This is a genomic window from Ponticoccus litoralis, from assembly GCF_039769985.1.
Lineage (GTDB): Bacteria > Pseudomonadota > Alphaproteobacteria > Rhodobacterales > Rhodobacteraceae > Ponticoccus > Ponticoccus litoralis.
In genome coordinates this window covers 3,806,413-3,828,683 of record NZ_JBDNCH010000002.1, presented here as the reverse complement: position 1 = coordinate 3,828,683, position 22,271 = coordinate 3,806,413, and the positions used below count along the sequence as shown (strand labels likewise).

Genomic DNA, 22,271 nt, shown 5'->3' with positions numbered 1-22,271 from the left:
GTCGGTTTCGGCAGGCGCCGGGGCGGCGTGGCGTCCGGTCATGCGGTCAGGCGGCGCACGGTCCGGTCGAAGGACGACAGCGGCTCTGTCTTGTGGAACCGGGCCGAGGCCAGCCGCAACCCTTCGGTGAACAGCGGCGAAAGCACAAGCTCCATGTGGCCGGTCACGATGACGACGGGCAGCGCGGGGTCGTGCGCGTGCAGGCTGTGCAGCGTGGACAGCGCGCCGCCGCCCTCCATCAGGACGTCGAGAAAGACGATGTCCGCCGGGCAGCGGGCCAGCGCCGGAAGCACCTCCTGACCGGAGGCCACCCCGGTGACCGCGTGGCCCAGTGCCTGCATCGCGGTGATGAAGGCGGCACGATAGTCGGCATCGTCGTCCGCGATCAGGATACGCGCCATGCTTCGCCTCCGGATTGAAGAATTCACGCAAATGTGTGATATTAGTGTGCAAAGGGAAAAGATACGGGCTGTAGGGGGTGCATGGCACAACAGGAACCCGCCGCACAGGGAATACCGCTCGTTGTCATCGGTGCGTCGGTACCGGCGGGCTTGAGCCGCTCGAGGCCTTCTTCGAGGCCGCGCCGCTGTCCGCGGGCTGGGCCTTTGTCGTGGTCCAGCATCTGTCGCCCGAGTACCGGTCGCGCATGGATGAGCTTCTGGCCCGGCGCTCGCGCCTTGCGATCCGGCCGGTCGAGGACGGGCTGGCGATCGAGCCGGACACGATCTACCTCAACCGTCCGAACGCCTATGTCGAGATCGTCGACGACCGCTTCCGCGAAACCGCCTATTCCGACGAGGCCACGCGTCCGCATCTGCCCGTCGACGCGGTGTTTCAGTCGCTGGCCGGGCGAAGCGGTGGCTTCAGCCTTGGCGTCGTGCTCTCCGGTTCGGGCCGCGACGGGGCCAAGGGCGCGCGGATCCTGAAGGCCGGGGGCATTCCCGTCCTCGCCCAGACCCCGACAGAGGCGCGTTTCGATTCCATGCCGCTTGCGGCGATCGGCGAAGGCGCGGCCACGCGCGTCCTGTCCGCCGGTGACATGCCACGGGCCATCGCCGAGCTTCTGCGCGAGGCCAGCGGCGCCCGCAGCGGCGCCGAGGCCGAGGAGGGGGCGCTGGCGCGGATCATGCGCCTGCTCGAGGAAAACCGCAAAATCGACTTCACCGCCTATCGCCACGCCAATGTGCAGCGCCGCATCCAGCGCCGCCAGCAGCTGCGCGGCTTTGAGCGGCTGGAGGACTACGCGGCCTTTCTTGCCAGCGACAAGACCGCCCTCGACCAGCTGTATCAGGACCTGCTGATCGGCGTGACCCAGTTCTACCGCGACCCAGAGGCGGTTGTGGCGCTGCGGCAAAAGCTGCTGGACCCGCTGGCCGGGGCCGAACACGACGGCACGCCGATCCGCATCTGGGTGCCCGCCTGCGCCAGCGGTGAAGAGGCCTATACCATCGCCATCGAACTGACCGAGGCGCTTGAGAAGGCCAAGTCGAACCGCAAGTTCCGCATCATCGCCACGGATGTGCATCGCGGTTCGCTGGAGCGCGCCTCGCTGGGCATCTACACCCCCTCCGCGCTGGCCAATATGCCGTCCGGGCACCTGTCGCGATACTTCGAAAGGCAGGGCAACCTCTTCGTCGTTGATCCGGTGCTGCGGCAGAAGATGATCTTCTCGACCCATGATGTGCTGCGCGATCCGCCCTTCATGAACCTCGACCTGATTTCCTGCCGCAACCTGTTCATCTACCTGCGCGAAGAGCCGCAGGCGCAGGTGCTGTCGATGTTCCTGTTCGGCCTGCGCCATGACGGGCACCTGATGCTGGGCGGCTCGGAAAGCGTCGGGCGCTTTACCGAGGAATTCGCCACTGTCGACGCGCGCTGGCGGTTGTATCGCAAGACCACCGACAGGCGTTTCGTCGACCCCGCCGCGATGCACCAGCAAAGCCTGCCGCAGTCCCGGACAGAGCCGATCGTCAACCGCAGCCGTTCGGTGGCGCAGGATCGCACGATGATCGCCGATATCGCGGATATCCGGAACCGCGACGTCCTGATCAAAAGCTACAACCTGCTGCTGCGCCGCTACGCGCCCTCTTCGATTCTGGTGACAGGGGAAGGCACGGTGCTGGGCTGGTTCGGCGCCGCCGCCGCCTTCGTCGACACGATGAACAACCTCGCGGACTGGACCGTCGAGGACATCGTTCACCCGGATCTTCATTTCCCGATCAAGGTCGGCATGGAAAAGCTGCGGCAGGGCGCACTGGAGGTCTTTACCCGCAGCGTGACGGTGACGCTTGTGGCGGGCCGCCAGCAGCAATGCACGGTGCGGATCGAGGCGCTGGAGCAAAGCGCCCGGGTCAAGATCATGCTAGTGGCGGTCACGATGGAGGGCGGCGAAGAGGTCCTGCCGCCCCCGCCGGGGCCAGCCCGGTCAGCAGCGACGACATGTCCCTTGTGACGGGGCGGGTCCGCGAGCTGGAGCGCGACCTGCGCCTGAGCGAACAGACCCTGAAGCAGGTGACCGAGCGACTGGAGGCCAGCGGCGAGGAGTTGCAGGCCTCGAACGAGGAGTTGCAGGCCTCGAACGAAGAGTTGCAGGCCTCGAACGAGGAACTGCAGGCCTCGAACGAAGAGCTGCACGCGGTCAACGAAGAGCTCGTCTCTGTCAGCTCCGAGCACGAGCGCAAGATCCAGCAGTTGTCCGAGCTGAACGACAGCACAGAATTCGTGATGGACCTGATGAGGATGGGGGTGATCCAGGTGGACCCCGAGGGCCGCATCCAGCGCTTCAGCCGCCTGATGTCGCGCGACTTCGGCATGGTCGCCCATGATACCGACCGCCCTCTGTCCGTGATCAGCCCGCGGCTGGGGTTTGTCGACCTGCCCGATCTCGTCGCCCGGGTTGCGGAAAGCGGCGAACCGCAAGAGGCGGAGGGCGAGGTCGAGGGCCGCCGGACGGCGGTTCTGGTTTCGCCGCTGCGCCCGTCCGACGGCAATTCCTTTCCGGGCGCGGTGATCGTGATCCGCTACCTGTAGGGGCGCCGGACTGTCCCGGTCGCGCCGAGACCCCCGGCGCGGCCAGAAGCGCGCACCGGACATATCCGTCTGGCCGATCCGCCTGACGGATCCCCTTGGCAGGCCGATCGGCAATGCGCAGGCCGTGGCAAGACGCGCCGCGAGAGCCATCCGCTGTGTCTGCGAAGACGGGGGTGATGTCGCCTGCGGGAGGTCGGGGGCGGCAAGGGGCTGGGTGCGGAGGGCAGCACCTGTGGGCCAGAGAAATCGAAACCGGCGGCACACGCGGGCATCGCGCGGGCGCGCCGCCGGGGATGGCTGCCGGCGGCAGGGGGCTTTGCGCCGGAGGGAAAGCAGGTCCGCCAGTATCAACCGGGGGGTGCCGATGTCAGGGATCGCAGCGTCACCGGCTGCGGCGCGCGCGCCCTGCGACCGGCACAGGGCACAGGGCGCGGGGCCTATTCCAAGGCCGGGCTGGACAGAGAGGCCGGGGCTGAACATCCAAGCCCGCTCTCGATTTCATTGTCGAAAAATCTGGCGACCCAAGGCGTGACCTTCCCGACCAGGTCCATGGGGGCGGCCATGCAGAGAAACCGGACGGTTCCCGGCTTACTGGTTTGGCTGAAAGCGGGCATGTTCCAGCCGTACCCTTGTGGTCCGTGATGGACAGGGCGGATTTATGGGGATCGCTTGCTTTTCCCCCTTGGCATCAAGGCCTTGGGGGAAGTGGCGGAGAGACAGGGATTCGAACCCCGGGTCCCCGTGAAGGGACAACGGTTTTCGAGACCGCCCCGTTCGACCACTCCGGCACCTCTCCGCGGGGGTCTTGGTAGCGGGGCGTTTAGCCAATTCGGATTCCGCTTGCAACAGCATTTGCAAAGAAAGTTTGCGGGATCCCCGGGCGCCCCCTGCCGGAGCGGGGCCGACCGGCCCGGGATGGGCGTGCTCTTGCGCAAAACCGACAGGGGCGCTTGTTGCCGGACACCGCCTGCTCTAGGTCATCGAGATATCAGCAGGCACAGGCAGGAGCATGACGGATATGTCGGCAAGGCTTCGGAACAATGGCAGGACTCAGGGCGGGCCTTCCGCGATGGGGGCACTGACGTCCTTCGGACTGTCCGCGCTCTGGGCGCTGCCCGCCGGGGCCGAACCGGTCGACGACCTGTTCGAGGCCCTGCGGCTGCCCGAGATGATCGGGATCATGCGCGAAGAGGGCATGGCATACGGCGACGAGCTGGGGCGGGACATGTTCGCCGACAGCGCCTCGGCGCGCTGGACCGGGATGCTGGACGATGTCTACGACACCACCCGGATGGAAGCCGCCGTCCGCGAGGATTTTGCCGAGGCCATCGCGGGCACCGATCTCGACCCGCTGCTGAGCTTCTTCGAGGGCGAGACCGGGCAGCGCATCGTCGGGCTGGAGCTGGAAGCGCGCCGGGCCCTGATCGACGACGACGTCGAGCAGGCCGCGCGCGACGGCTTCCGTGCCGCGCAGGTCGACGAGGATCCGCGGCTTGACCAGCTGGGGCGGTTCATCGCGGTCAACGACCTGCTGGAGGCGAACGTGGCGGGGGCGCTCAATGCCTCGTTCCAGTTCTACAGCGGCCTCGTCGACGGCGGCGCGATGCAACTGTCCGAGGGCGACATCATCAGCGACGTCTGGGCGCAGGAGGAAGAGACCCGCTTCGACACCGAGGAATGGCTGCACGCCTTCCTGCTGATGGCCTATGATCCGCTCGACGACGAGACGCTGGACACCTATATCGAGGTCTCGGCCTCGGAAGAGGGCAGGGCGCTGAACCAGGCCCTGTTTGCCGCCTTCAATGCCATGTACGACGATCTGTCCTATGCGCTTGGCCCGGTGGCGGCGCAGCAGATGCAGGGGCAGGATCTCTAGGCGGACCGGCGGGGCGAAGGGCTTGACAACGCAAGCGCGCCGGGGATAGAGAAAGGCACACAAGACGGGGCTTCGGCCCCGCCTTTTGTTTTTGGTCAATCGATGCCCCGATGGGGCACGCTGTTCGAGGCGGCACGGTAGCCCGGCCCGAAACGCCCGGAACCCCGGGGGCCGCAGAACGCGGGAGAGAAAAGGAAGACGCGCATGTTCGCGGTGATGAAAACCGGTGGCAAGCAGTACAAGGTTGCAGCCGGCGATACGCTCCGGGTGGAAAAGCTGGCAGCCGATGCCGGTGAAACCGTCCAGTTCAACGACATCCTGATGATCGGTGGCGACAGCCCCGTCGTCGGTGCGCCGCTCGTGGCCGGTGCTGCCGTTCAGGCCGAGGTCGTGGATCAGGTCAAGGGTGACAAGCTCATCCACTTCGTGAAGCGCCGCCGCAAGCACAGCTCGCAGCGCACCAAGGGCCACCGCCAGCAGCTGACCCTTCTGCGGATCACCGAGATCCTGTCCGAAGGCGGCGACAAGACCGGCGTGAAGGCCGCCGTTGGTGCGGGTTCCGCGCCGAAGGCCGCTGCTGACGCCGCCCCGGCGAAGGCAAAGGCCGCCAAGGCAGCCGCCCCCGCAGCCGAGGGCGACGACCTGACGCAGATCACCGGTGTCGGCCCCGCCGCCGCCAAGAAGCTGAACGAAGCCGGCGTCACCACCTTCGCCGCCCTCGCCGCAGTCGACCCCGAGACCTTCGAGGGCGCCAAGGTGAAGGCCGAGTGGGTCGAACAGGCAAAGACGCTGGCGTAAGCCGCGATAGCAAGGAGAGAGACACATGGCACATAAAAAGGCAGGCGGTTCCTCCCGCAACGGTCGCGACTCCGCCGGACGCCGTCTTGGCGTGAAACTGTACGGTGGCCAGGCTGCGATTCCGGGCAACATCATCGTGCGCCAGCGCGGCACGAAGTTCTGGCCGGGCGAAGGCGTTGGCATGGGCAAGGATCACACGATCTTCGCAACCGCCGAAGGCGCCGTGAACTTCCGCAAGGGCCTCAAGGGCCGCACCTTCATTTCGGTGCTGCCGGTGGCCGAGGCCGCGGAGTAAACCGACCGACGACGTCGCAGGATATTCGGGGGATCGGTCTGATGGCCGGTCCCCTGTGCCGTTTGTTCGGCACGGATCGGTCACATTCTGAACAGAAACGACTTGTATCCGCAGGGCCTGCAAAGGCCCGAATTACAGGCGGTTGCACGAGAGGAGAGTGCAGATGGGCCTTCATAACGTCATGGATCAGCCGACGGTTGAAACGGATCGTTTCGACCTGCGCCCGCTGCGTCGGTCCGACATGGGCCTGCTGGAGCATTATTCCGGCGACAAACGCGTGGCGACCATGACCACCTCTATTCCGCATCCGCTGCCGCCCGGCGCGACCGAGGCCTATGTCACCCGCGCCATCGCGCCGGAACGGGTCGAGGATATCTGGGCCATGGATGCGACCAAGTCCGGCGGTGCCGAACTGATGGGCGTGATCGCGCTGGAACGGATGGAGGGCAACCAGTCCGAGGTCGGCTACTGGGTCGCGCCGCCGTTCTGGAACACCGGCCTCGCCTCGGAAGCGGTGCGCGCGCTGGTCGAGGCCAACCCGATGAAGAACGCCACGATGTTCGCCAGTGTCTTTCAGGACAACCCGGCCTCGGCCCGGGTGCTGGTGAACTGCGGCTTCGAATACATCGGCGATGCCGAAGCCTATTCCGTCTCGCGCGCCGCCAAGGTGCCAACCTGGACCTACCTGCGCAAACTCTGAGGATACGCCCATGCTCCGGACAGAGCGGCTGGTCCTCCGGCCTGTTCGGGCCGGAGACGCGGACTGGATCGCGACAGAAATCGCACGGCTCGAGGTGCAGCAATGGCTCACCTCGCCGCCGCACCCCTACAGGCTGGCCCATGCACGGGATTTCGTCGCGCGCTTCGGCAGCGGCCCCGGCACGCGCGTCATCGACGCGGGCGGGACATCCTGCGGCGTGATCACCATCGAGGCGGCGAACAGCTTTGCCGATGACCGGTCCGAGGGCTGGGAACTGGGCTACTGGCTGCGCGTCGATGCCTGGGGCCGCGGCTTGATGACAGAGGCGGCGCGGGCCATGCTGACCGATCACCGCGCACGCCACCGGGCCACGATCCACTCCGGCTGGATCACCGGAAACGCCGGCTCCGCGCGGGTGCTGGCCAAGCTGGGCTTCCTCGGCCCGACCGAAACGCTGCGCCGCCATGCGCATTTCCGGGGCGGTCCGGTGCCGGTCGAACGGGTCCATCTGCCCGCCGATGCGCCGCTGCCGTGATGCGGCCTCGCTTGTTCCCCTGACCAAAACCCGTTAAGCGCGGGCCAGCCCTGACGAAAGCCACCACCCATGAAATTCCTCGATCTCTGCAAGGTCTACATCCGCTCCGGTTCGGGCGGCAACGGCTGCATCTCTTTCCGGCGCGAGAAGTTTATCGAATTCGGCGGCCCGGACGGCGGCGACGGCGGCACCGGCGGCTCTGTCTGGGTCGAGGCGGTGGATGGGCTGAACACGCTCATCGACTTCCGCTACCAGCAGCACTGGTTCGCGCAGAACGGGCAGGGCGGCATGGGCCGCAACCGCACCGGCAAGGATGGCGACGACATCGTGCTGCGCGTGCCCGTGGGCACCGAGATCCTCGAAGAGGACGAGGAAACCGTGGTGGCCGATCTCGCCACGCTGGGCGACCGCGTGCTTCTGGCCAAGGGCGGCAACGGCGGCTGGGGCAACCTGCGCTTCAAGACCTCGACCAACCGGGGGCCGCGCCGCGCCAACCCGGGGCAAGAGGGCGTCGAGCGCACGCTCTGGCTGCGGCTGAAGCTGATCGCCGACGTCGGATTGGTGGGGCTGCCCAACGCGGGCAAGTCCACCTTCCTCGCCGCGACATCGAACGCGCGGCCCAAGATTGCCGATTATCCCTTTACCACGCTGCACCCGAACCTCGGCGTCGTCTCGGCGGACGGGCGCGAATTCGTCGTGGCCGACATCCCCGGCCTGATCGAGGGCGCGCATGAAGGTCGGGGCCTGGGCGACATCTTCCTCGGCCATGTGGAACGCTCCGCCGTGCTGCTGCACCTGATCGACGGCACCTCGGGCACGCTGATCGAGGACTGGCAGACCATCTGCGACGAGCTTGACGCCTATGGCGCGGGCCTGTCGGACAAGCCCCGCGTGACGGTGCTGAACAAGATCGACGCGCTGGACGACGAGGAACGCGCCTTCCTCAAGGAAGAACTCGAAGCGGCGGGCGCCGGGGACGTCATGCTGATGTCGGGCGCCACCAACGAGGGTGTGACAGAGGTGCTGCGCGCCCTTGCGCCCCATGTTCAGGCCCGCCGCGCCGCCGATCGCCCCGCCGACCCCGACGCGGAGGAGGACGGCTCGTGGCAACCCTGACCGACGCGCGCTGCGTCACGGTCAAGATCGGCTCCGCCCTGCTGGTGGACCGGGAAACGCGCGGGCTGCGCGCGGGCTGGCTGGCCGCCATCGCCGAGGACGTGGCGGCGCTGAAGGCGCGCGGCGCCGAGGTGATCCTCGTGTCCTCGGGCTCCATCGCGCTGGGGCGGCAGGTACTGGGCCTGACCGAACCCGACCTGCCGCTGGAACAAAGCCAGGCGGCGGCGGCGGTGGGGCAGATCCGCCTCGCCCGGGCACTGGGAGGACGCGCTGGCGCCGCACGGGCTGACCGCCGCGCAACTGCTGCTGACCCTCGAAGACACCGCCGACCGGCGCCGCTACCTGAATGCGCGCGCGACGCTGGCGACGCTGCTGTCCCATGGCATCGTGCCCATCGTGAACGAGAACGACACGGTGGCCACCGATGAAATCCGTTACGGCGACAACGACCGGCTCGCGGCGCAGATCGCCGTCACCGCAGGCTCGGACCTGCTGGTGCTGCTCTCGGATGTCGACGGGCTTTACACCGGCAATCCCGCCAGCGATCCCGCCGCGCAGCACCTCGCCGTGGTCGACCAGATCACACCCGAGATCGAGGCCATGGCGGGCGACGCCGGGTCCGGCCTGTCCAAGGGCGGCATGAAGACCAAGGTCATGGCGGCCAAGACCGCCACCGCCTCGGGCTGTGCCATGCTGATCGCCCACGGCGCCGCGCCGCACCCGCTGCGGCGGATCATGGAGGGCGAGCGCACCACGCTTTTCACCCCGCAGCTGGACCCGCATGCCGCCCGCAAGCGCTGGATCGCCGCGATGAAACCGCAGGGCACGCTGGTCATCGACGCGGGCGCCAGCCGCGCGCTGGCCTCGGGCAAATCGCTGCTGCCGGCGGGGCTGACCCAGGTCGAAGGCGGCTTTGGCCGTGGCGATCCGGTGACGATCCGCGCGCAGGACGGCACCGGTCTGGGGCAGGGGCTGACACGCTATACCGCCGCCGAAGCCCGCGCCATCGCCGGCCACCAAAGCGCCGAGATCGAGACCATCCTCGGCTATCCGGGCCGGGCCGTGCTGATCCACCGCGACGACATGGCGCTCTGACCGAAGCGCTTTGCGCCCTCTGCTTCTTCTTGGTAAAAATACCTCACTGAACGCTCTCCAAAAAGGCCAGACCGATGAAGGATCTCACCGACATTCCCGCCCTGATGCATGACATCGGCGCGCGCGCGCGTGCGGCTGCTGCGGATCTTGCCTTTGCCCCATCCGAGGCCAAGCAAAAGGCGCTGGAGGCCGCCGCTGATGCGGTCTGGGCGCGCCGGGCCGAGATCGTCGCGGCCAATGCCAAGGATCTCGACTTCGGCTGCGAAAAGGGCCTGACCGAGGCCATGATGGACCGGCTCACCCTGACCGAGGACCGCATCAAGGGCATCTGCGACAGCCTGCGCACGGTGGCGGCGCAGGACGATCCGGTCGGCGCCGTGACCTCTGAATGGGACCGGCCCTCGGGCCTGCACATCCAGCGCGTGCGCACCCCGCTGGGCGTTGTCGGCGTGATCTACGAATCGCGCCCCAACGTGACGGCGGATGCGGGCGCCCTGTGCCTGAAGGCGGGCAATGCGGTGATCCTGCGCGGCGGCTCGGAAAGCTTCCATTCCTCCGGCGCCATCCACGCCTGCCTTGTGGAAGGGCTGAAGGCGGCGGGCCTGCCCGAGGACGCGATCCAGCTGGTGCCGACGCGCGACCGGGCCGCCGTCTCCGAGATGCTGACCATGACCGATTTTATCGACGTCATCGTGCCGCGCGGCGGCAAGGGCCTCGTCGGGCTGGTCCAGCGCGAGGCGCGGGTGCCGGTCTTTGCCCACCTCGAAGGCATCGTGCACATCTACCTCGACAAGGAGGCCGACCCGGTCAAGGCGCTGGCGGTGGTCCGCAACGCCAAGACCCGGCGCACCGGCATCTGCGGCGCCGCCGAATGCCTGCTGATCCACCGCGACGTGGTGGATACCATCGGGCAGGGCGTGATCCGCGCGCTGCTCGAGGCCGGGGTCGAAGTGCGCGCCGACGAAACCCTGCGCGCCATCGAGGGCACGCAGGAGGCGACCGCCGACGACTGGGGCTGCGAGTATCTCGACATGATCATCGCGGCGAAGGTCGTCGAGGACATCGACGGGGCGATCGCGCATATCCGCCGCTACGGGTCGAACCACACCGACTGCATCGTGACAGAGGATGACGCCGCCGCCGACCGCTTCTTCCAGCGCCTCGATTCGGCGATCCTGATGCGCAACGCCTCGACCCAGTTCGCCGATGGCGGCGAGTTCGGCATGGGCGCCGAGATCGGCATCGCCACCGGCAAGATGCATGCGCGCGGCCCGGTGGGCGCAGAACAGCTGACCAGCTTCAAGTATCTCGTGACCGGCGACGGCACGGTGCGCGGCTGACACCGCAAGGCGTGCCGGGCCCCGCCCGGTCCGGCGCGTCAGGCGATCTTGATCGACAGGGTCTCGTCGCGAAGCCGTGCCAGAAGCTTCTGGTCGCGGTCCTCCGCGAGGACGGCCAGCAGCACGAAATGCACCCGGTCGGGGGTGGGGTTTTCCAGCGGCGCGGCGCCGTTCAGGTGGTCCCACAGCGGCTGCTCGACCTTCAGGCGCGGTCCCTCGGCCCCGATCGACCAACCGGCGGCATCGCGGTCGAAGCGCACCCTGCCGCCCTGCGGAAGGGCGCTTTCACAGCACAGGAACGCAAGGAAGGCCAGTTGCACCTCGGCCCGGGGCAGATCGGCCTGGATCTGCCAGTCGACGCTGGTCCGGCTGTCCTTCAGCAGCGATTCGAAGATCGACAGGACCTCGCGCCGCCCCATCATCTGGGTCGATCCGGCACTGCCGAAGGCGACTCGGAAGAAGCGGATGCGGGCGGTGGCATTGCCGCAGCTCTCGTGGATCAGCTCCATCTCCGGCCCCGAGGCATCGCCGCCGGAAAGCGCCAGAAGCTCCAGCCCGTTCTGGATTGCGCCGATGGGGCTGATAAGGTCGTGACACAGGCGGGACCCCACGAGGGTCGCAAGATGGGCGGTGCTGAGGGACATGGTTTGCTTTGCCTTGAAAGGTTAGTTTCATGAACGACTTCAATTCTTTACTCGAACCGGGCATGCTTGTCCGGCACCCCGGGCAACCGGATTGGGGCCTGGGGCAGGTGCAATCCAACATCGGCGGTACCGGATCACCGTGAACTTTCGCGAGCAGGGCAAGGTGGTCCTTGATGGCGCCCGCGTCACGCTGGTCCCGGTCTACGATGGTTAAGCTATGGTATCACCGGTTGAAAAATAGTTAAGCCGACACAGGGGAAAGTCGGAGATCGCGCGGGCGCGCGCTCTGGCGGCAAGGGTTGATATGGCCCGCGCGCTTCTTTACGAGGCGGTCGGCGGCGCAACAGGGAGCGAAGGCATGGGCGAGGGCACGCAGGCGATCTCGGTCCGGCTGGCGCGGGACTCGGCAGAGATCGCGGCGGCACAACGGTTGCGCTACGAGGTCTTCGTCGAGGAACTGGGCGGCGACGGGCCGTTGGTCGACCACGGGGCGCGGTTGGAAAAGGATCGCTTCGATCCCTTCTTCGACCACCTTCTGGCGCTCGATGGCGAGCGGGTGATCGGCGTCTACCGGCTGCTGCGTCAGGATCAGGCCGAGGCCGCCGGCCAGTTCTATTCCGAGGACGAATACGACCTGACCGCGCTCAAGCGCAGCGGGCGGCGCCTGCTGGAACTGGGCCGGTCCTGCCTGCATCGCGATTATCGCGGCGGCACGGCGATGTTCCAGCTGTGGCAGGGGCTGGCGGACTATGTGCTGGCGCATGGGATAGAAGTGCTCTTCGGCACCGCCAGCTTTCACGGGACGGATGTGGAGGGCCTTGCCGGACCGCTGTCCTTCCTGCACCACCGCCACCTCGCCCCCTCGGATCTGCGGGTGCGCGCGCGGGCCTTCCAGCCCATGGACCTCGTGCCCGAAGCGGCCATCGACCGGCGGCAGGCGATGCGCGAGATCCCGGCCCTGATCAAGGCCTACCTGCGGCTGGGCGGCTGCGTGGGCGAGGGTGCCTTCATCGACCACGCCTTCAACACCACGGATGTCTGCCTTGTCATGGACACCGCTCGCATGGATGGCCGCCAGCGGGCGCTTTACACCCGGGGCAGCGCGGAATGAGCGCCACATGGGACGGCGGCGCGCCGCCACCGGCGCCCCGGCGCGGCGTGGGGGGCGCGCTGCGGATCGCCCTGCGCGCGCCTGCCATGCTGCTGGTGCTGACCGGGGGCATGATCGTCCTGATGGGTCTGAGGCTGCTGGAGCGGCCGCTCTGCGGGTTGCACCGCCCGCTGTCGCCGCATGTGACCGTGGGGGTCTGCCGGGTGGTGCTGCGTATCATCGGGCTTCGGGTGGCGCGGAGCGGGCCGGGCATGGCCGGCCCCGGCGCCATCGTCGCCAACCATACGTCCTGGCTGGATATTTTCGTTCTGAACAGCCTCGGGCCGGTCTATTTCGTATCGAAGGCCGAGGTGGCGGGCTGGCCCGGCATCGGCTGGCTGGCGCGGGCGACGGGGACCGTCTTCATCAACCGCGACCGCCGCGAGGCGCAGGCCCAGACGCGGGTGTTCCAGGACAGGCTGATGGCCGGGCACCGGCTGCTGTTCTTCCCCGAGGGCACCTCGACCGACGGGATGCAGGTCTTGCCCTTCAAGACCACGCTCTTCGCGGCCTTCCTTTCCGATCCCCTGCGCGACCGATTGCAGGTGCAGGCCATGAGCCTGCGCTATCACGCGCCCGAAGGCCGCGACGCGCGGTTCTACGGCTGGTGGGGAGACATGGATTTCGGGCCGTCGCTGCTGATGGTGCTGGCGCAGGCACGGCAGGGCCGCGTGTCGGTGGTGCGGCACCCGGTGCTGCGCGTGGCCGAGACGGCGGACCGCAAGAGCCTTGCGCAACGGTTGGAGCAACAGGTCCGAGACGGCCACCGGTCCGGCTGAGCAGCCCGGAATTTTCCAAAAATTCCGGACCGAATTTCCCGTGGAAATTCGCGGCCCGTCTCAGCCGCGGCCCAGAAGGCCGCGCAGCGCCGCCAGCGGGTCCTCGGCCTGCCAGATCTCTTCGCCGACCGACAGGAAGTCCGTGACCTGCGACAGCTCGGCCACCGCCTCGGCGGTCAGCCCGCCCTCGGCCACCACCGGCACCTCGATCATCTCGGACCACCATTCGAACAGGGCGCGTTCCGCGAGCGCGCCGTCCCCCAGCACGCCGGAAACGGGACCGAAAGAGACATAGTCCGCCCCGGCCTCGCCAGCGTTCATGCCGTCGTGGCGCGACTGCCCGCAGAAGGCGCCGACGATGGCATCCGCCCCCAGCGTCTTGCGTGCCGCCCGGACAGAGCGCGCGCCGTCCAGCAGGTGCACCCCGTCAAGGCCCAGCCGGTCGGCCAGCACCACATGGGTGTCGATCACCAGCGCCACCTCTGCCGCATGGGCGACCTCGCGCACGGCGTCGGCGGCGCGCGTCAGGCGATCCTCGTCGCGGGTCGCCAGCGACAGGCGCAGGCAGGCGATCTCTTCGCCCTCCAGCACCCGGGCGAGCTGGGCGGGAAAGCTGCCGAGGTCGAACTCGGGCGGTGTCACGAGGTAGAGCTGCGGCGCGGCGGCGGTGTCGGTCATCGTCTGGTCCCGTCTGGTCAGGGGGTCTCATATCGGCTCCAACCGCCTTTGACCATGGGATTTGTCGTGGCGATGCCTGTCCCGGGGCCTTGCCCGCGGGCCTGCGCTTGTCTAGGCAGGCGCGACCCTGATCCCGGAGGACTCCATGGCAACCGGCACTCCCCAACCGGCCTTCGTGCTGGTGCGCCCGCAAATGGGCGAGAACATCGGCGCGGCGGCCCGCGCCATGTGGAACTTCGGCCTCGACCGCATGCGGCTGGTGGCGCCGCGCGACGGCTGGCCCAATCCCTCCGCCGTAGCCATGTCCTCGGGCGCGGGGCGGCTTCTGGACGAGGCGCAGCTGTCGGAGGATATCGCCGGGGCCGTGGCGGATTGCTCGTGGGTTCTGGCCACGACCGCGCGCCCGCGCGACATGACCAAGACCGTCTACACCCCCGAGGCGGCCATGGCCGAGACCGCGCGCCGGATCGCGGCGGGCGAGAAGGTGGCCGTGCTCTTCGGGCCGGAGCGCGCGGGGCTGGAGAACGAGGACGTGGCGCAGGCCAATGCCATCGTCTCGGTCCCCGTCAACCCGGCCTTCGCCTCGCTGAACCTCGCGCAATGCGTGCTGCTTTGCGCCTACGAGTGGCAGCGCGCCACCCGAGGAGGCCGCGCCGGTGGTCGAGGCGCTGGCGGGCACCGAGTTCGCCGCCCAGCACGAGGTCGACCATCTTGCGCGGCACTACGAGGAGCGGATGGAAGAGGCGGGCTTCTTCTTCCCCGCCACCAAGGCCCCGGCGATGAAGCTCAACCTGCGCAACATGTGGTCGCGGATGCCGCTGACCCGCGCCGACGTGCAGATGCTCCACGGGATGATGCGTCAGATCGTGCGCTGGAAAGACAAAGACGCGGACTGAGACGGGGCTCAGTCCGCGAGGGCACCGGACCGGTCAGGGAGGAGGCACCGGTCGGGTGCGTTCGACAGGATCGGCGCGGGCCCGGGCTGGATCCCCGTCAGGCGATCAGTAGCCGTAGCCGCCGCCGTGGTGCTTCTTCTGGTGGGTCTTGTACTGCGGCTTCTGGTAGCAGCTCTTGCCCTGCAGGTACTTGGCGGAGACCCAGTAATAGTTGTGCTGGTAGGCGACCTTGGCCCAGCCGTGCTTGTAGGCCACCACATGCACCGGGGTGCAGGGATTGAAGGTGCCCAGGACGTGGTAATGGGTGCCGGGGCCCGAGCGGGCGTTCAGGGCGCTGTGGCCGACCCAGGCCTGGGTCGCGGAGGCGGCGGAGGCACCAAGGGTTGCGGCGGCGAAAATGGCGGAGGCAATGAGGGTTTTCATGGGATGAGATCCTTTGGACGATGTCTTTGGTGATGTGATCCTGGGAACTGTCTGTCTTGGCACTGGTCTGCGTATCTGGTGCCCTCAATCTACCCTCCGCGCCCCTGTCCCATAAGTCCGGAAAGCCTGACTGCGGTATTCCTGACCCTCTGTCGCGCGGCTTCGAACCGGGTTGCGCGTGCTCGGCGCGGCATAGCGCCTCGCTTGAAGCCCCGCGTCACCGGCACTAGTGTCCGCGCGAAACCGGAGGGACCGATGGCCACAAATCGCAAGCTTTTCGAGGAAGTCGGGGAGGGCGGACGCCCGACCCAGCCACCGGCGGGCGGCATGATCGACGCCGGACGGCGCGGGGCGCGGGGCGCCATCCGCGCCTGGCTGTGGGTGCTGTTCGCGCTGGTCGTGGTCATGATCGCCGTGGGCGGCCTGACCCGGCTGACGGATTCCGGCCTGTCGATCACCGAATGGCGTCCGGTGACAGGCGCCCTGCCGCCGCTGAGCGCCGAGGCCTGGGCCGCGGAGATGGAGAAGTACCGCCAGTCGCCGCAATACCAGTTGCAGAACCAGGGCATGAGCCTGTCCGAGTTCCAGTTCATCTACTGGTGGGAATGGGGCCACCGGCAGCTTGGCCGGGTCATCGGTCTTGTCTGGGCGGCGGGCTTCCTGTTCTTCCTCGCCACGAAGAAGATCCCGACGGGCTGGAATTCCCGCCTGCTTCTGCTGGGGGTCCTCGGCGGCGCGCAGGGGGCGATTGGCTGGTGGATGGTGTCCTCGGGGCTGGTGGGCGAGCGCGTCAGCGTGGCCTCTTACCGGCTGGCCACGCATCTTGGCCTTGCCTTCGTGATCCTCGGCTTCATCGCCTGGTACGTCTATTCGCTGGGCCGCGAGGAACGGGTTCTGATGCAGGCGCGCCGCTTGGCCGAGCCGAAGCTCTTCAGCATGTCCACGGGCCTCTTGCACTTCGCCTTCCTGCAGATCCTGCTGGGCGCGCTGGTGGCGGGCATCGACGCGGGCCGCAACTATCCCAGCTGGCCGCTGATGGAAGGCGGGCTCTGGCCGTCGGATATGCTGGTGCTGGAGCCGCTCTGGCGGAACTTCTTCGAGAACGCGGGTCTTGTGCAGTTCATGCACCGGATGGCGGGCTACCTGCTGGCCATCTTCGGCGTGGTCGTCTGGCTGCGCGGGCGCCGCTCTCCGAACACCGACACGCGGTTCCGGTTCAACGCCGTGCTTGCGGCATTGCTCCTGCAAGTGGCGCTGGGTATCGTCACGGTTGTTTATGCGGCACCCTGGCACGTGGCGATCCTGCACCAGCTGGGCGCGGTGCTGCTGTGGGCGGTGATCCTGCGGGCGCGTTTCGCGGCGCGGTATCCGGTGGAACAGTCGGTGAGGGGACGAAAGACGGCATGACGGCATACGACAACTTGATGGCCTTCCAGCGTGACACAGAGGCGCTGGCGCAGATCGCCGGTCGGCTCAGCTGGGATCAGGAGACGATGATGCCGCGCGGCGCGGCGGACCAGCGCAGCGACGAGCGCGCGGCGATGGAGGCTGTGCTGCACCAGCGCCGCACCGATCCGCGCATCGGCGACTGGCTGGCGCAGGTGGGCCAGCCCGAGGATCCGGTGGCCGCAGCTCAGGTCCGCCATATCCGCCGCAGCTATGAGCGCGCGGCGCGGGTGCCGGAAAAGCTGGCCAGCGATATCGCGCGGCTGGTCAGCCGGGCGCATGTGGTCTGGGCCGAGGCCCGCGCCGACGACGATTTCGCCGCCTTCGCGCCGGTCCTGAAAGAGGTCGTGGCCCTGCGCCGGGCCGAGGGCGAGGCGCTGGCGGATGGCGGCGACACCTACGATGCGCTGCTGGACGACTACGAACCGGGGGCGAAAGCCGCCGATCTTGTCGAGATGTTCGGCGCGCTGCGTCCCCGGCTGGTCGCCCTGCGCGAGGCGGTTCTGTCGAAGCCGCCGATGCCGGGCCTTACCGGCAGTTTCGACGAGCAGGGGCAGATGAACCTGTCGCGCCTGCTGGCCAAGACCTTCGGCTACGACATGGCGCGCGGGCGGGTGGACAAGGCCGTGCACCCCTTCAGTTCCGGCAGCGGCGACGACGTGCGCATCACCACCCGCACCGTGCCGCTGGAGCCTTTCAACTGCCTTTACTCGACGATCCACGAAGTCGGCCACGCCAGCTACGAGCAGAACATCGATCCGGCCTACCGGCTGACCCCGCTGGGCGGGGGCGTCTCCATGGGCGTCCACGAAAGCCAGAGCCGCATCTTCGAGAACCAGCTTGGCCGCTCGCGCGCCTTCTGCGGCTGGCTCTACGGCCAGATGCGCGACACCTTCGGCCCCGACATCGGCGTTTCGACCGAGGAAGACTTTTACCGCGCGGTGAACCGGGTCCAGAACGGCTATATCCGCACCGAGGCGGACGAGTTGCAGTACAACCTGCACGTTCTTCTGCGCTTCGATCTGGAACGCGCGCTGATCTCGGGCGATCTTGCGGTGGACGACCTTGAAACCGCCTGGAACGACCGCTTCGAGGCGGACTTCGGTTTTGCCGTCGACCGGCCCGCGCATGGCGTCCTGCAGGATGTGCACTGGTCGGCAGGGCTGTTCGGCTATTTCCCGACCTACTCGCTGGGCAATGTCTATGCGGGATGCCTTTATGCGGCGCTGCGCAAGGCGGTGCCGGATCTCGACGAGGGGCTGGCGCGCGGCGACACCTCGGCTGCGACGGGCTGGCTGCGCGAGAACCTGCAACGCCACGGCGGGCTCTACAGCCCGCGCGCGGTGATCGAGCGCGCCGCGGGTCAGGCACCTTCGGAAGGGCCGCTGCTGGACTATCTCGAAGAGAAGTTCTCGGGCCTCTACGGGCTGTAACACCGTATGGGCCGCGCCGCCCCGGACCGTGGCGCGGATCTTCAAACGACGGGGGCAGGGTGCGAAACCCTGCCCCCGCCGGGCGCCATGCTGTTCGTGAGTGATGGAACGCCGTACCGGTGCCGTTCCGATCAGCCTAGCGCGAAGTCGGCGCGTGGTCCCCTATGCTTTGGAATAGGTTTGCCGCATTCGCGGATTCCCTGAAAACAGGTGGCGGGATCGGGGATCATGCCCGAACGGCTGTGCCCCAGCCCAGGCGTCGATCCACCGACCAGGCGCCCGCGCCGGTGATCGCGATCGCCAGGTAACCGCCGGCCAGCGCCATGTTCTTCAGGAAGTTGGTCATCTGTGCCGGGTCCGCGGGCGAGTGAAACATCACCGCCGTCGCCACCGAGAACAGGCCAAGCGCCAGCGCGACCGGGCGGGTCAGCAGGCCGAGGATCAGGGCCAGCCCGCCAAGGATCTCGAACAGCACCACGGGCAAGGCAAGGAAGGCGGGCACGCCGCCCGAGGCCATGTAACCGGCAAAGCCCTGCACATCGGCCAGCTTGCCCCAGCCCGCCACGAGAAACAGCAGGCCAAGGAGGATACGGGCAACCAGAAGCCCGGAGTTCTGAAGTGTCATGTCATCGGTTCCTTGATGGAATGGTAAGATGACCGGACACTTATCACTGTGCGGACTGCAGGGAATTCCCGCAGTCCAAACAGGGATGGTGCGTGAAAGCGCAGATTACTCTGCGCTTTCACCCTCGACTTCTCCGCCGTCCTCGTCGCCCTGGTCGGCGATCCAGGCAACAGAGACCACGGTTTCCCCGGCGCCGGTGTTGAACACCTTCACGCCGCCCGCGCTGCGCGAGCGGAAGGAAATGCCGTCCACCGGCACCCGGATCGACTGTCCCTTCGAGGTCGCTAGCATGATCTGGTCGCCCTGTTCCACCGGGAAGGAGGCGACGATATCGCCGCCGCGCATGCTTTTTTCCCAGGCGGTGACGCCCTGGCCGCCGCGTCCGCGCACCGGGTAGTCATGCGAGGAGGACAGCTTGCCAAGGCCCTTGGCGGTGATCGTCAGGATCAGGTTCTCGACCGCCGACATCTCTGCATAGCGTTCCTGCGGCAGCGGCGCGTCGGCATTGCCCTCTTCGTCGGCGGGCTCGTCCTCTGTCACGCCCGCCATCAGGCGGCGCATCTTCAGGTAGGACGCGCGCTCGTCCGTGTCTGCCTCGAAGTGGCGGATCACCGACATCGACACGACCTCGTCGCCATTGGTCAGGCGGATGCCCCGAACCCCGGTCGAGTTGCGCGAGTTGAAGACCCGCACCTCTGGCACCGGGAAGCGGATCGCGCGGCCCGAGTTCGTCACCAGCATGACGTCGTCATCCTCGGAACAGATGCGCGCGTTGATCAGGCGGGTGTTCTCGTCCTCGCCCTCGAACTTCATCGCGATCTTGCCGTTGCGCATGACGTTGGTGAAATCCGACAGCCGGTTGCGGCGGACAGAGCCCTTGGAGGTGGCAAAGACGATCTGAAGATCGTCCCAGTCGCTTTCGTCCCGGTCCACCGGCATGATCGCCGCGATGGAAACCCCGGTCGGGATCGGCAGGATATTGACGATGGCCTTGCCCTTGGAGGTGCGTCCGCCCAGCGGCAGGCGCCATGTCTTCAGCTTGTAGACCATGCCGTCGGTGGTGAAGAACAGCAGCTGCGTGTGGGTGTTGGCGACAAACAGCGTGGTGACCGCGTCGTCCTCTTTCAGCCCGCCGCCCGACAGGCCCTTGCCGCCGCGCTTCTGCGCGCGGAAGTCGGCCAGCGCGGTGCGCTTGATATAGCCGCCCGCGGTGACGGTGACGACCATGTCGGCGCTCTCGATCAGATCTTCGTCGTCCATGTCGCCGGCCCAGTCGACGATCTCGGTCCGGCGGGGGACGGCGAATTCGTCGCGCACGGCGACCATCTCGTTGCGGATGATCTCCATGATCCGGTCGCGCGAGGACAGGATGTCGAGGTAGTCCTTGATCTTGGCCGCCAGCTCTTCGAGCTCGTCGGTGACTTCCTTGACGCCCAGTTGCGTCAGGCGCTGCAGGCGCAGTTCCAGGATCGCGCGGGCCTGCGTTTCCGACAGGTTATAGGTGCCGTCGTCATTGGCCCTGTGGGTCGGATCGTCGATCAGCGCGATATAGGGCAGGATTTCCTCGGCGGGCCAGCGCCGGGTCATCAGCTTTTCGCGTGCCTCGGAGGCATCGACCGAGGCGCGGATCGTGCGGACCACCTCGTCGACATTGCTGACCGCCACGGCCAGACCGCAGAGGATATGCGCCCGTTCGCGCGCCTTGCGCAGCAGGTAGGCGGTGCGCCGCGCGATCACGTCCTCGCGGAAGTCGAGGAAGGCGGTCAGGAAGGTGCGCAGGGTCAGCTGTTCCGGCTTGCCGCCGTTCAGCGCCAGCATGTTGCAGCCGAAAGAGGTCTGCATGGGCGTGAAGCGGAACAGCTGGTTCAGCACCACCTCGGCGGTGGCGTCGCGCTTCAGTTCCACGACGACCCGCACGCCGTCACGGTCGGATTCGTCCTGTACGTGGGCGATGCCCTCGATCTTCTTGTCTCGCGCCGCCTCGGCGATGCGCTCGATCATCGTCGCCTTGTTCACCTGATAGGGGATCTCGTCGATGACGATGGCGTAGCGGTCCTTGCGGATCTCTTCGATGCGGGTCTTGGCGCGGATGATCACGCTGCCACGGCCCTGCGTATAGGCCTTGAAGGCGCCAGAGCGGCCAAGGATCACGCCCCCGGTGGGGAAGTCCGGCGCCGGGATGTATTCGATCAGCGCCTCGGAGGACAGGTCGGGGTTCTCCATCAGCGCCAGCGTCGCGTCGATCACCTCGCCCAGGTTATGGGGCGGGATGCGGGTCGCCATGCCGACCGCGATGCCCTCGGAGCCATTGACCAGCACGTTGGGATATCTGGCAGGCAGAACAGTGGGTTCCATGCGTTCGTTCGCGTAGTTCGGAACGAAGTCCACGGTCTCCTTGTCGATGTCTTCCAGCAGGCTTTCGGCAACCTTTTGCAGGCGGCTTTCGGTGTACCGGTAGGCGGCGGGCGGATCGCCGTCCATAGAGCCGAAGTTGCCCTGACCGTCGATCAGCGGCAGCGACATGGAAAAGTCCTGCGCCATCCGGACCAGCGCGTCGTAGACGGCGGAGTCGCCATGCGGGTGATAGCGGCCCATGACGTCGCCGACGGCGGTGGCGCATTTGCGGTAGGGCTTGGCCCGGGTCTGGCCGTTCTCCCACAGCGTATAAAGGATGCGCCGGTGCACGGGTTTCAGGCCGTCGCGCAGATCGGGAATCGCCCGGCTGACGATGACGCTCATCGCGTAGTCGAGATAGCTCGACTTCATCTCGTCTTCGATCGAGATCTGTGGCCCCGCGGGGGGCTTGCGAATTTCGTCTTCGTTTTCAGGGGGTTCGGGCGTATCGCTCACGTCGTGGGCCTGCTTGTTGTTCTGCCATATCTTGTTGGCGAGACTATATCAGATGCAGGATATGGGGTGCAATGGCGGCCCGGGCGGCCAGATTGGCAGCCAGCGCCCTTGGTGGCTAACACACTGTTTTTGTTGAAAAGTTAACCGGCACGCGGCAGCCTGATATGACAGGTTGCAAGAGGGTACAAGATGCAGATGTCGGAAACCGAAATGATGCTGAAGGGCTACGGGCTGACCACGGCGGAATTCTTTTATCACATGCCGGATTATGCTCATGTTCTCAATACCTTCGTCTGGCAGGACTATGACATAGCCCCGGATCATCCGCGGCTGTTCAGGTTCATCGACTTCTGGAAGGAAGAGATCGAGGGGCCGCTGCACTCGATCCGCTTTACCCATCGCAGGATGATCTCTCCGGGCGAGTGGCAGAACGTGGTGGGCGAATTCACCTATCATTGACGGAAGGGCGCGGGCGGATGGTCGGCCCCGGGTGGCCCGCAGTGCAGCGGCGCCCCCTTGGATCATCGGTCGACACGGCGCAGGGCAAGGCCGGGCCGGGTCA

Annotated in this window: 20 protein-coding genes, 1 tRNA gene and 3 pseudogenes; 17 read left to right on the top strand and 7 right to left on the bottom strand. The window is 67.2% G+C overall.

The annotated features are described in order from the left end of the window. Nucleotides 1-38: 38 nt before the first annotated feature. Nucleotides 39-401: a response regulator gene (locus ABFB10_RS20045; RefSeq protein WP_347167857.1), complete on the bottom strand. Its 363-nt coding sequence runs from the start codon at nucleotides 399-401 to the stop codon at nucleotides 39-41. Nucleotides 402-478: 77 nt separating this feature from the next. Between ABFB10_RS20045 and ABFB10_RS20040 the strand changes: the two genes are divergently transcribed. Both ABFB10_RS20040 and ABFB10_RS20035 read left to right on the top strand, forming a co-directional pair. Then, complete coding sequence (locus tag ABFB10_RS20040; protein ID WP_347167856.1) at nucleotides 479-2,452, top strand: CheR family methyltransferase; 1,974 nt, start codon at nucleotides 479-481, stop codon at nucleotides 2,450-2,452. Next, nucleotides 2,440-3,030, top strand: coding sequence for a PAS domain-containing protein (locus ABFB10_RS20035; RefSeq protein ID WP_347167855.1), 591 nt, complete (start codon nucleotides 2,440-2,442; stop codon nucleotides 3,028-3,030). Before ABFB10_RS20040 ends, ABFB10_RS20035 begins: the two co-directional genes overlap by 13 nt. Nucleotides 3,031-3,736: 706 nt before the next feature. Here the strand turns inward: ABFB10_RS20035 and ABFB10_RS20030 are convergent. Beyond that, a tRNA-Ser gene (locus ABFB10_RS20030) sits at nucleotides 3,737-3,826 on the bottom strand. A gap of 273 nt (nucleotides 3,827-4,099) precedes the next feature. On the opposite strand from ABFB10_RS20030, the gene ABFB10_RS20025 reads away from it, so the two are divergent. The 8 genes and pseudogenes from ABFB10_RS20025 (at nucleotide 4,100) to ABFB10_RS19990 (ending at nucleotide 10,785) form a co-directional block, all read left to right on the top strand. Next, nucleotides 4,100-4,906: a hypothetical protein gene (locus tag ABFB10_RS20025; protein WP_347167854.1), complete on the top strand. Its 807-nt coding sequence runs from the start codon at nucleotides 4,100-4,102 to the stop codon at nucleotides 4,904-4,906. Nucleotides 4,907-5,110: 204 nt separating this feature from the next. Then, nucleotides 5,111-5,704, top strand: coding sequence for a 50S ribosomal protein L21 (locus ABFB10_RS20020; RefSeq protein WP_347167853.1), 594 nt, complete (start codon nucleotides 5,111-5,113; stop codon nucleotides 5,702-5,704). A 25-nt stretch (nucleotides 5,705-5,729) separates the two neighbouring features. After that, the gene (rpmA, locus tag ABFB10_RS20015) at nucleotides 5,730-5,999 is read left to right on the top strand and encodes a 50S ribosomal protein L27 (RefSeq protein ID WP_023850923.1); all 270 of its coding nucleotides are present in this window, start codon (nucleotides 5,730-5,732) and stop codon (nucleotides 5,997-5,999) included. 163 nt (nucleotides 6,000-6,162) lie between these two features. Beyond that, the gene (locus tag ABFB10_RS20010) at nucleotides 6,163-6,699 is read left to right on the top strand and encodes a GNAT family N-acetyltransferase (protein WP_347167852.1); all 537 of its coding nucleotides are present in this window, start codon (nucleotides 6,163-6,165) and stop codon (nucleotides 6,697-6,699) included. Nucleotides 6,700-6,709: 10 nt separating this feature from the next. Further along, entirely contained in the window at nucleotides 6,710-7,234 is a 525-nt protein-coding gene (locus tag ABFB10_RS20005) for a GNAT family N-acetyltransferase (protein ID WP_347167851.1), read from the top strand. 69 nt (nucleotides 7,235-7,303) lie between these two features. Beyond that, nucleotides 7,304-8,350: a GTPase ObgE gene (obgE, locus tag ABFB10_RS20000; protein WP_347167850.1), complete on the top strand. Its 1,047-nt coding sequence runs from the start codon at nucleotides 7,304-7,306 to the stop codon at nucleotides 8,348-8,350. Further along, nucleotides 8,338-9,445: pseudogene (gene proB, locus ABFB10_RS19995) on the top strand (glutamate 5-kinase). The gene obgE and the pseudogene proB overlap by 13 nt, the downstream one beginning before the upstream one ends. Nucleotides 9,446-9,519: 74 nt before the next feature. Then, nucleotides 9,520-10,785 carry a glutamate-5-semialdehyde dehydrogenase gene (locus ABFB10_RS19990; protein ID WP_347167849.1) on the top strand — a complete coding sequence of 422 codons (1,266 nt, stop codon included), beginning with the start codon at nucleotides 9,520-9,522 and terminating at the stop codon, nucleotides 10,783-10,785. Nucleotides 10,786-10,823: 38 nt separating this feature from the next. Here ABFB10_RS19990 and ABFB10_RS19985 read toward each other — a convergent pair whose 3' ends face one another. Beyond that, nucleotides 10,824-11,429 (bottom strand): histidine phosphotransferase family protein, encoded by a 606-nt coding sequence (locus ABFB10_RS19985; RefSeq protein ID WP_347167848.1) that lies wholly within the window; start codon nucleotides 11,427-11,429, stop codon nucleotides 10,824-10,826. Between the two features lie 29 nt (nucleotides 11,430-11,458). Between ABFB10_RS19985 and ABFB10_RS19980 the strand changes: the two are divergent. From ABFB10_RS19980 to olsA, 3 genes and pseudogenes are all read left to right on the top strand, one after another. Beyond that, nucleotides 11,459-11,643, top strand: a pseudogene (locus ABFB10_RS19980) (DUF3553 domain-containing protein). Nucleotides 11,644-11,787: 144 nt separating this feature from the next. Further along, nucleotides 11,788-12,540, top strand: a complete 753-nt coding sequence (gene olsB, locus ABFB10_RS19975) for an L-ornithine N(alpha)-acyltransferase (protein WP_347168076.1) — start codon at nucleotides 11,788-11,790, stop codon at nucleotides 12,538-12,540. After that, nucleotides 12,537-13,358, top strand: a complete 822-nt coding sequence (olsA, locus tag ABFB10_RS19970; protein WP_347167847.1) for a lyso-ornithine lipid O-acyltransferase — start codon at nucleotides 12,537-12,539, stop codon at nucleotides 13,356-13,358. The genes olsB and olsA overlap by 4 nt, the downstream gene beginning before the upstream one ends. Before the next feature lie 60 nt (nucleotides 13,359-13,418). On the opposite strand, the gene ABFB10_RS19965 is transcribed toward olsA, so the two are convergent. Then, entirely contained in the window at nucleotides 13,419-14,036 is a 618-nt protein-coding gene (locus tag ABFB10_RS19965; protein WP_347167846.1) for a thiamine phosphate synthase, read from the bottom strand. A gap of 145 nt (nucleotides 14,037-14,181) precedes the next feature. Here ABFB10_RS19965 and ABFB10_RS19960 point away from each other — a divergent pair. Then, nucleotides 14,182-14,932: pseudogene (locus ABFB10_RS19960) on the top strand (RNA methyltransferase). A 105-nt stretch (nucleotides 14,933-15,037) separates the two neighbouring features. Here ABFB10_RS19960 and ABFB10_RS19955 read toward each other — a convergent pair. Continuing rightward, nucleotides 15,038-15,355, bottom strand: a complete 318-nt coding sequence (locus ABFB10_RS19955) for an SH3 domain-containing protein (RefSeq protein ID WP_347167845.1) — start codon at nucleotides 15,353-15,355, stop codon at nucleotides 15,038-15,040. Nucleotides 15,356-15,610: 255 nt separating this feature from the next. Here ABFB10_RS19955 and ctaA point away from each other — a divergent pair, with 255 nt between their 5' ends. After that, on the top strand, nucleotides 15,611-16,762 hold the full coding sequence (gene ctaA / locus ABFB10_RS19950; protein ID WP_347167844.1) for a heme A synthase: 1,152 nt from the start codon (nucleotides 15,611-15,613) through the stop codon (nucleotides 16,760-16,762). Next, on the top strand, nucleotides 16,759-18,234 hold the full coding sequence (locus ABFB10_RS19945; protein WP_347167843.1) for a carboxypeptidase M32: 1,476 nt from the start codon (nucleotides 16,759-16,761) through the stop codon (nucleotides 18,232-18,234). The genes ctaA and ABFB10_RS19945 overlap by 4 nt, the downstream gene beginning before the upstream one ends. A 226-nt stretch (nucleotides 18,235-18,460) precedes the next feature. Here ABFB10_RS19945 and ABFB10_RS19940 read toward each other — a convergent pair whose 3' ends face one another. After that, nucleotides 18,461-18,859, bottom strand: a complete 399-nt coding sequence (locus ABFB10_RS19940) for a DoxX family protein (RefSeq protein ID WP_347167842.1) — start codon at nucleotides 18,857-18,859, stop codon at nucleotides 18,461-18,463. A 105-nt stretch (nucleotides 18,860-18,964) separates the two neighbouring features. Then, on the bottom strand, nucleotides 18,965-21,709 hold the full coding sequence (gene gyrA / locus ABFB10_RS19935) for a DNA gyrase subunit A (protein ID WP_347167841.1): 2,745 nt from the start codon (nucleotides 21,707-21,709) through the stop codon (nucleotides 18,965-18,967). Between the two features lie 189 nt (nucleotides 21,710-21,898). Between gyrA and ABFB10_RS19930 the strand changes: the two genes are divergently transcribed. Continuing rightward, nucleotides 21,899-22,168, top strand: a complete 270-nt coding sequence (locus ABFB10_RS19930; protein ID WP_347167840.1) for an usg protein — start codon at nucleotides 21,899-21,901, stop codon at nucleotides 22,166-22,168. Nucleotides 22,169-22,271: the final 103 nt, after the last annotated feature.

Bases quoted from the DNA above. Each gene is read 5' to 3' on its own strand.
- olsA (WP_347167847.1), top strand. From the start codon at position 12,537: ATGAGCGCCACATGGGACGGCGGCGCGCCGCCACCGGCGCCCCGGCGC.
- obgE (WP_347167850.1), top strand. From the start codon at position 7,304: ATGAAATTCCTCGATCTCTGCAAGGTCTACATCCGCTCCGGTTCGGGC.
- ABFB10_RS20020 (WP_347167853.1), top strand. From the start codon at position 5,111: ATGTTCGCGGTGATGAAAACCGGTGGCAAGCAGTACAAGGTTGCAGCC.
- ABFB10_RS20025 (WP_347167854.1), top strand. From the start codon at position 4,100: ATGGGGGCACTGACGTCCTTCGGACTGTCCGCGCTCTGGGCGCTGCCC.
- olsB (WP_347168076.1), top strand. From the start codon at position 11,788: ATGGGCGAGGGCACGCAGGCGATCTCGGTCCGGCTGGCGCGGGACTCG.
- rpmA (WP_023850923.1), top strand. From the start codon at position 5,730: ATGGCACATAAAAAGGCAGGCGGTTCCTCCCGCAACGGTCGCGACTCC.
- ABFB10_RS19965 (WP_347167846.1), bottom strand. From the start codon at position 14,036: ATGACCGACACCGCCGCCGCGCCGCAGCTCTACCTCGTGACACCGCCC.
- ABFB10_RS19955 (WP_347167845.1), bottom strand. From the start codon at position 15,355: ATGAAAACCCTCATTGCCTCCGCCATTTTCGCCGCCGCAACCCTTGGT.
- ABFB10_RS19930 (WP_347167840.1), top strand. From the start codon at position 21,899: ATGCAGATGTCGGAAACCGAAATGATGCTGAAGGGCTACGGGCTGACC.
- ABFB10_RS20045 (WP_347167857.1), bottom strand. From the start codon at position 401: ATGGCGCGTATCCTGATCGCGGACGACGATGCCGACTATCGTGCCGCC.
- ABFB10_RS20010 (WP_347167852.1), top strand. From the start codon at position 6,163: ATGGGCCTTCATAACGTCATGGATCAGCCGACGGTTGAAACGGATCGT.
- ABFB10_RS19990 (WP_347167849.1), top strand. From the start codon at position 9,520: ATGAAGGATCTCACCGACATTCCCGCCCTGATGCATGACATCGGCGCG.
- ABFB10_RS19940 (WP_347167842.1), bottom strand. From the start codon at position 18,859: ATGACACTTCAGAACTCCGGGCTTCTGGTTGCCCGTATCCTCCTTGGC.
- ABFB10_RS19945 (WP_347167843.1), top strand. From the start codon at position 16,759: ATGACGGCATACGACAACTTGATGGCCTTCCAGCGTGACACAGAGGCG.
- ctaA (WP_347167844.1), top strand. From the start codon at position 15,611: ATGGCCACAAATCGCAAGCTTTTCGAGGAAGTCGGGGAGGGCGGACGC.
- ABFB10_RS19985 (WP_347167848.1), bottom strand. From the start codon at position 11,429: ATGTCCCTCAGCACCGCCCATCTTGCGACCCTCGTGGGGTCCCGCCTG.
- ABFB10_RS20005 (WP_347167851.1), top strand. From the start codon at position 6,710: ATGCTCCGGACAGAGCGGCTGGTCCTCCGGCCTGTTCGGGCCGGAGAC.
- ABFB10_RS20035 (WP_347167855.1), top strand. From the start codon at position 2,440: ATGTCCCTTGTGACGGGGCGGGTCCGCGAGCTGGAGCGCGACCTGCGC.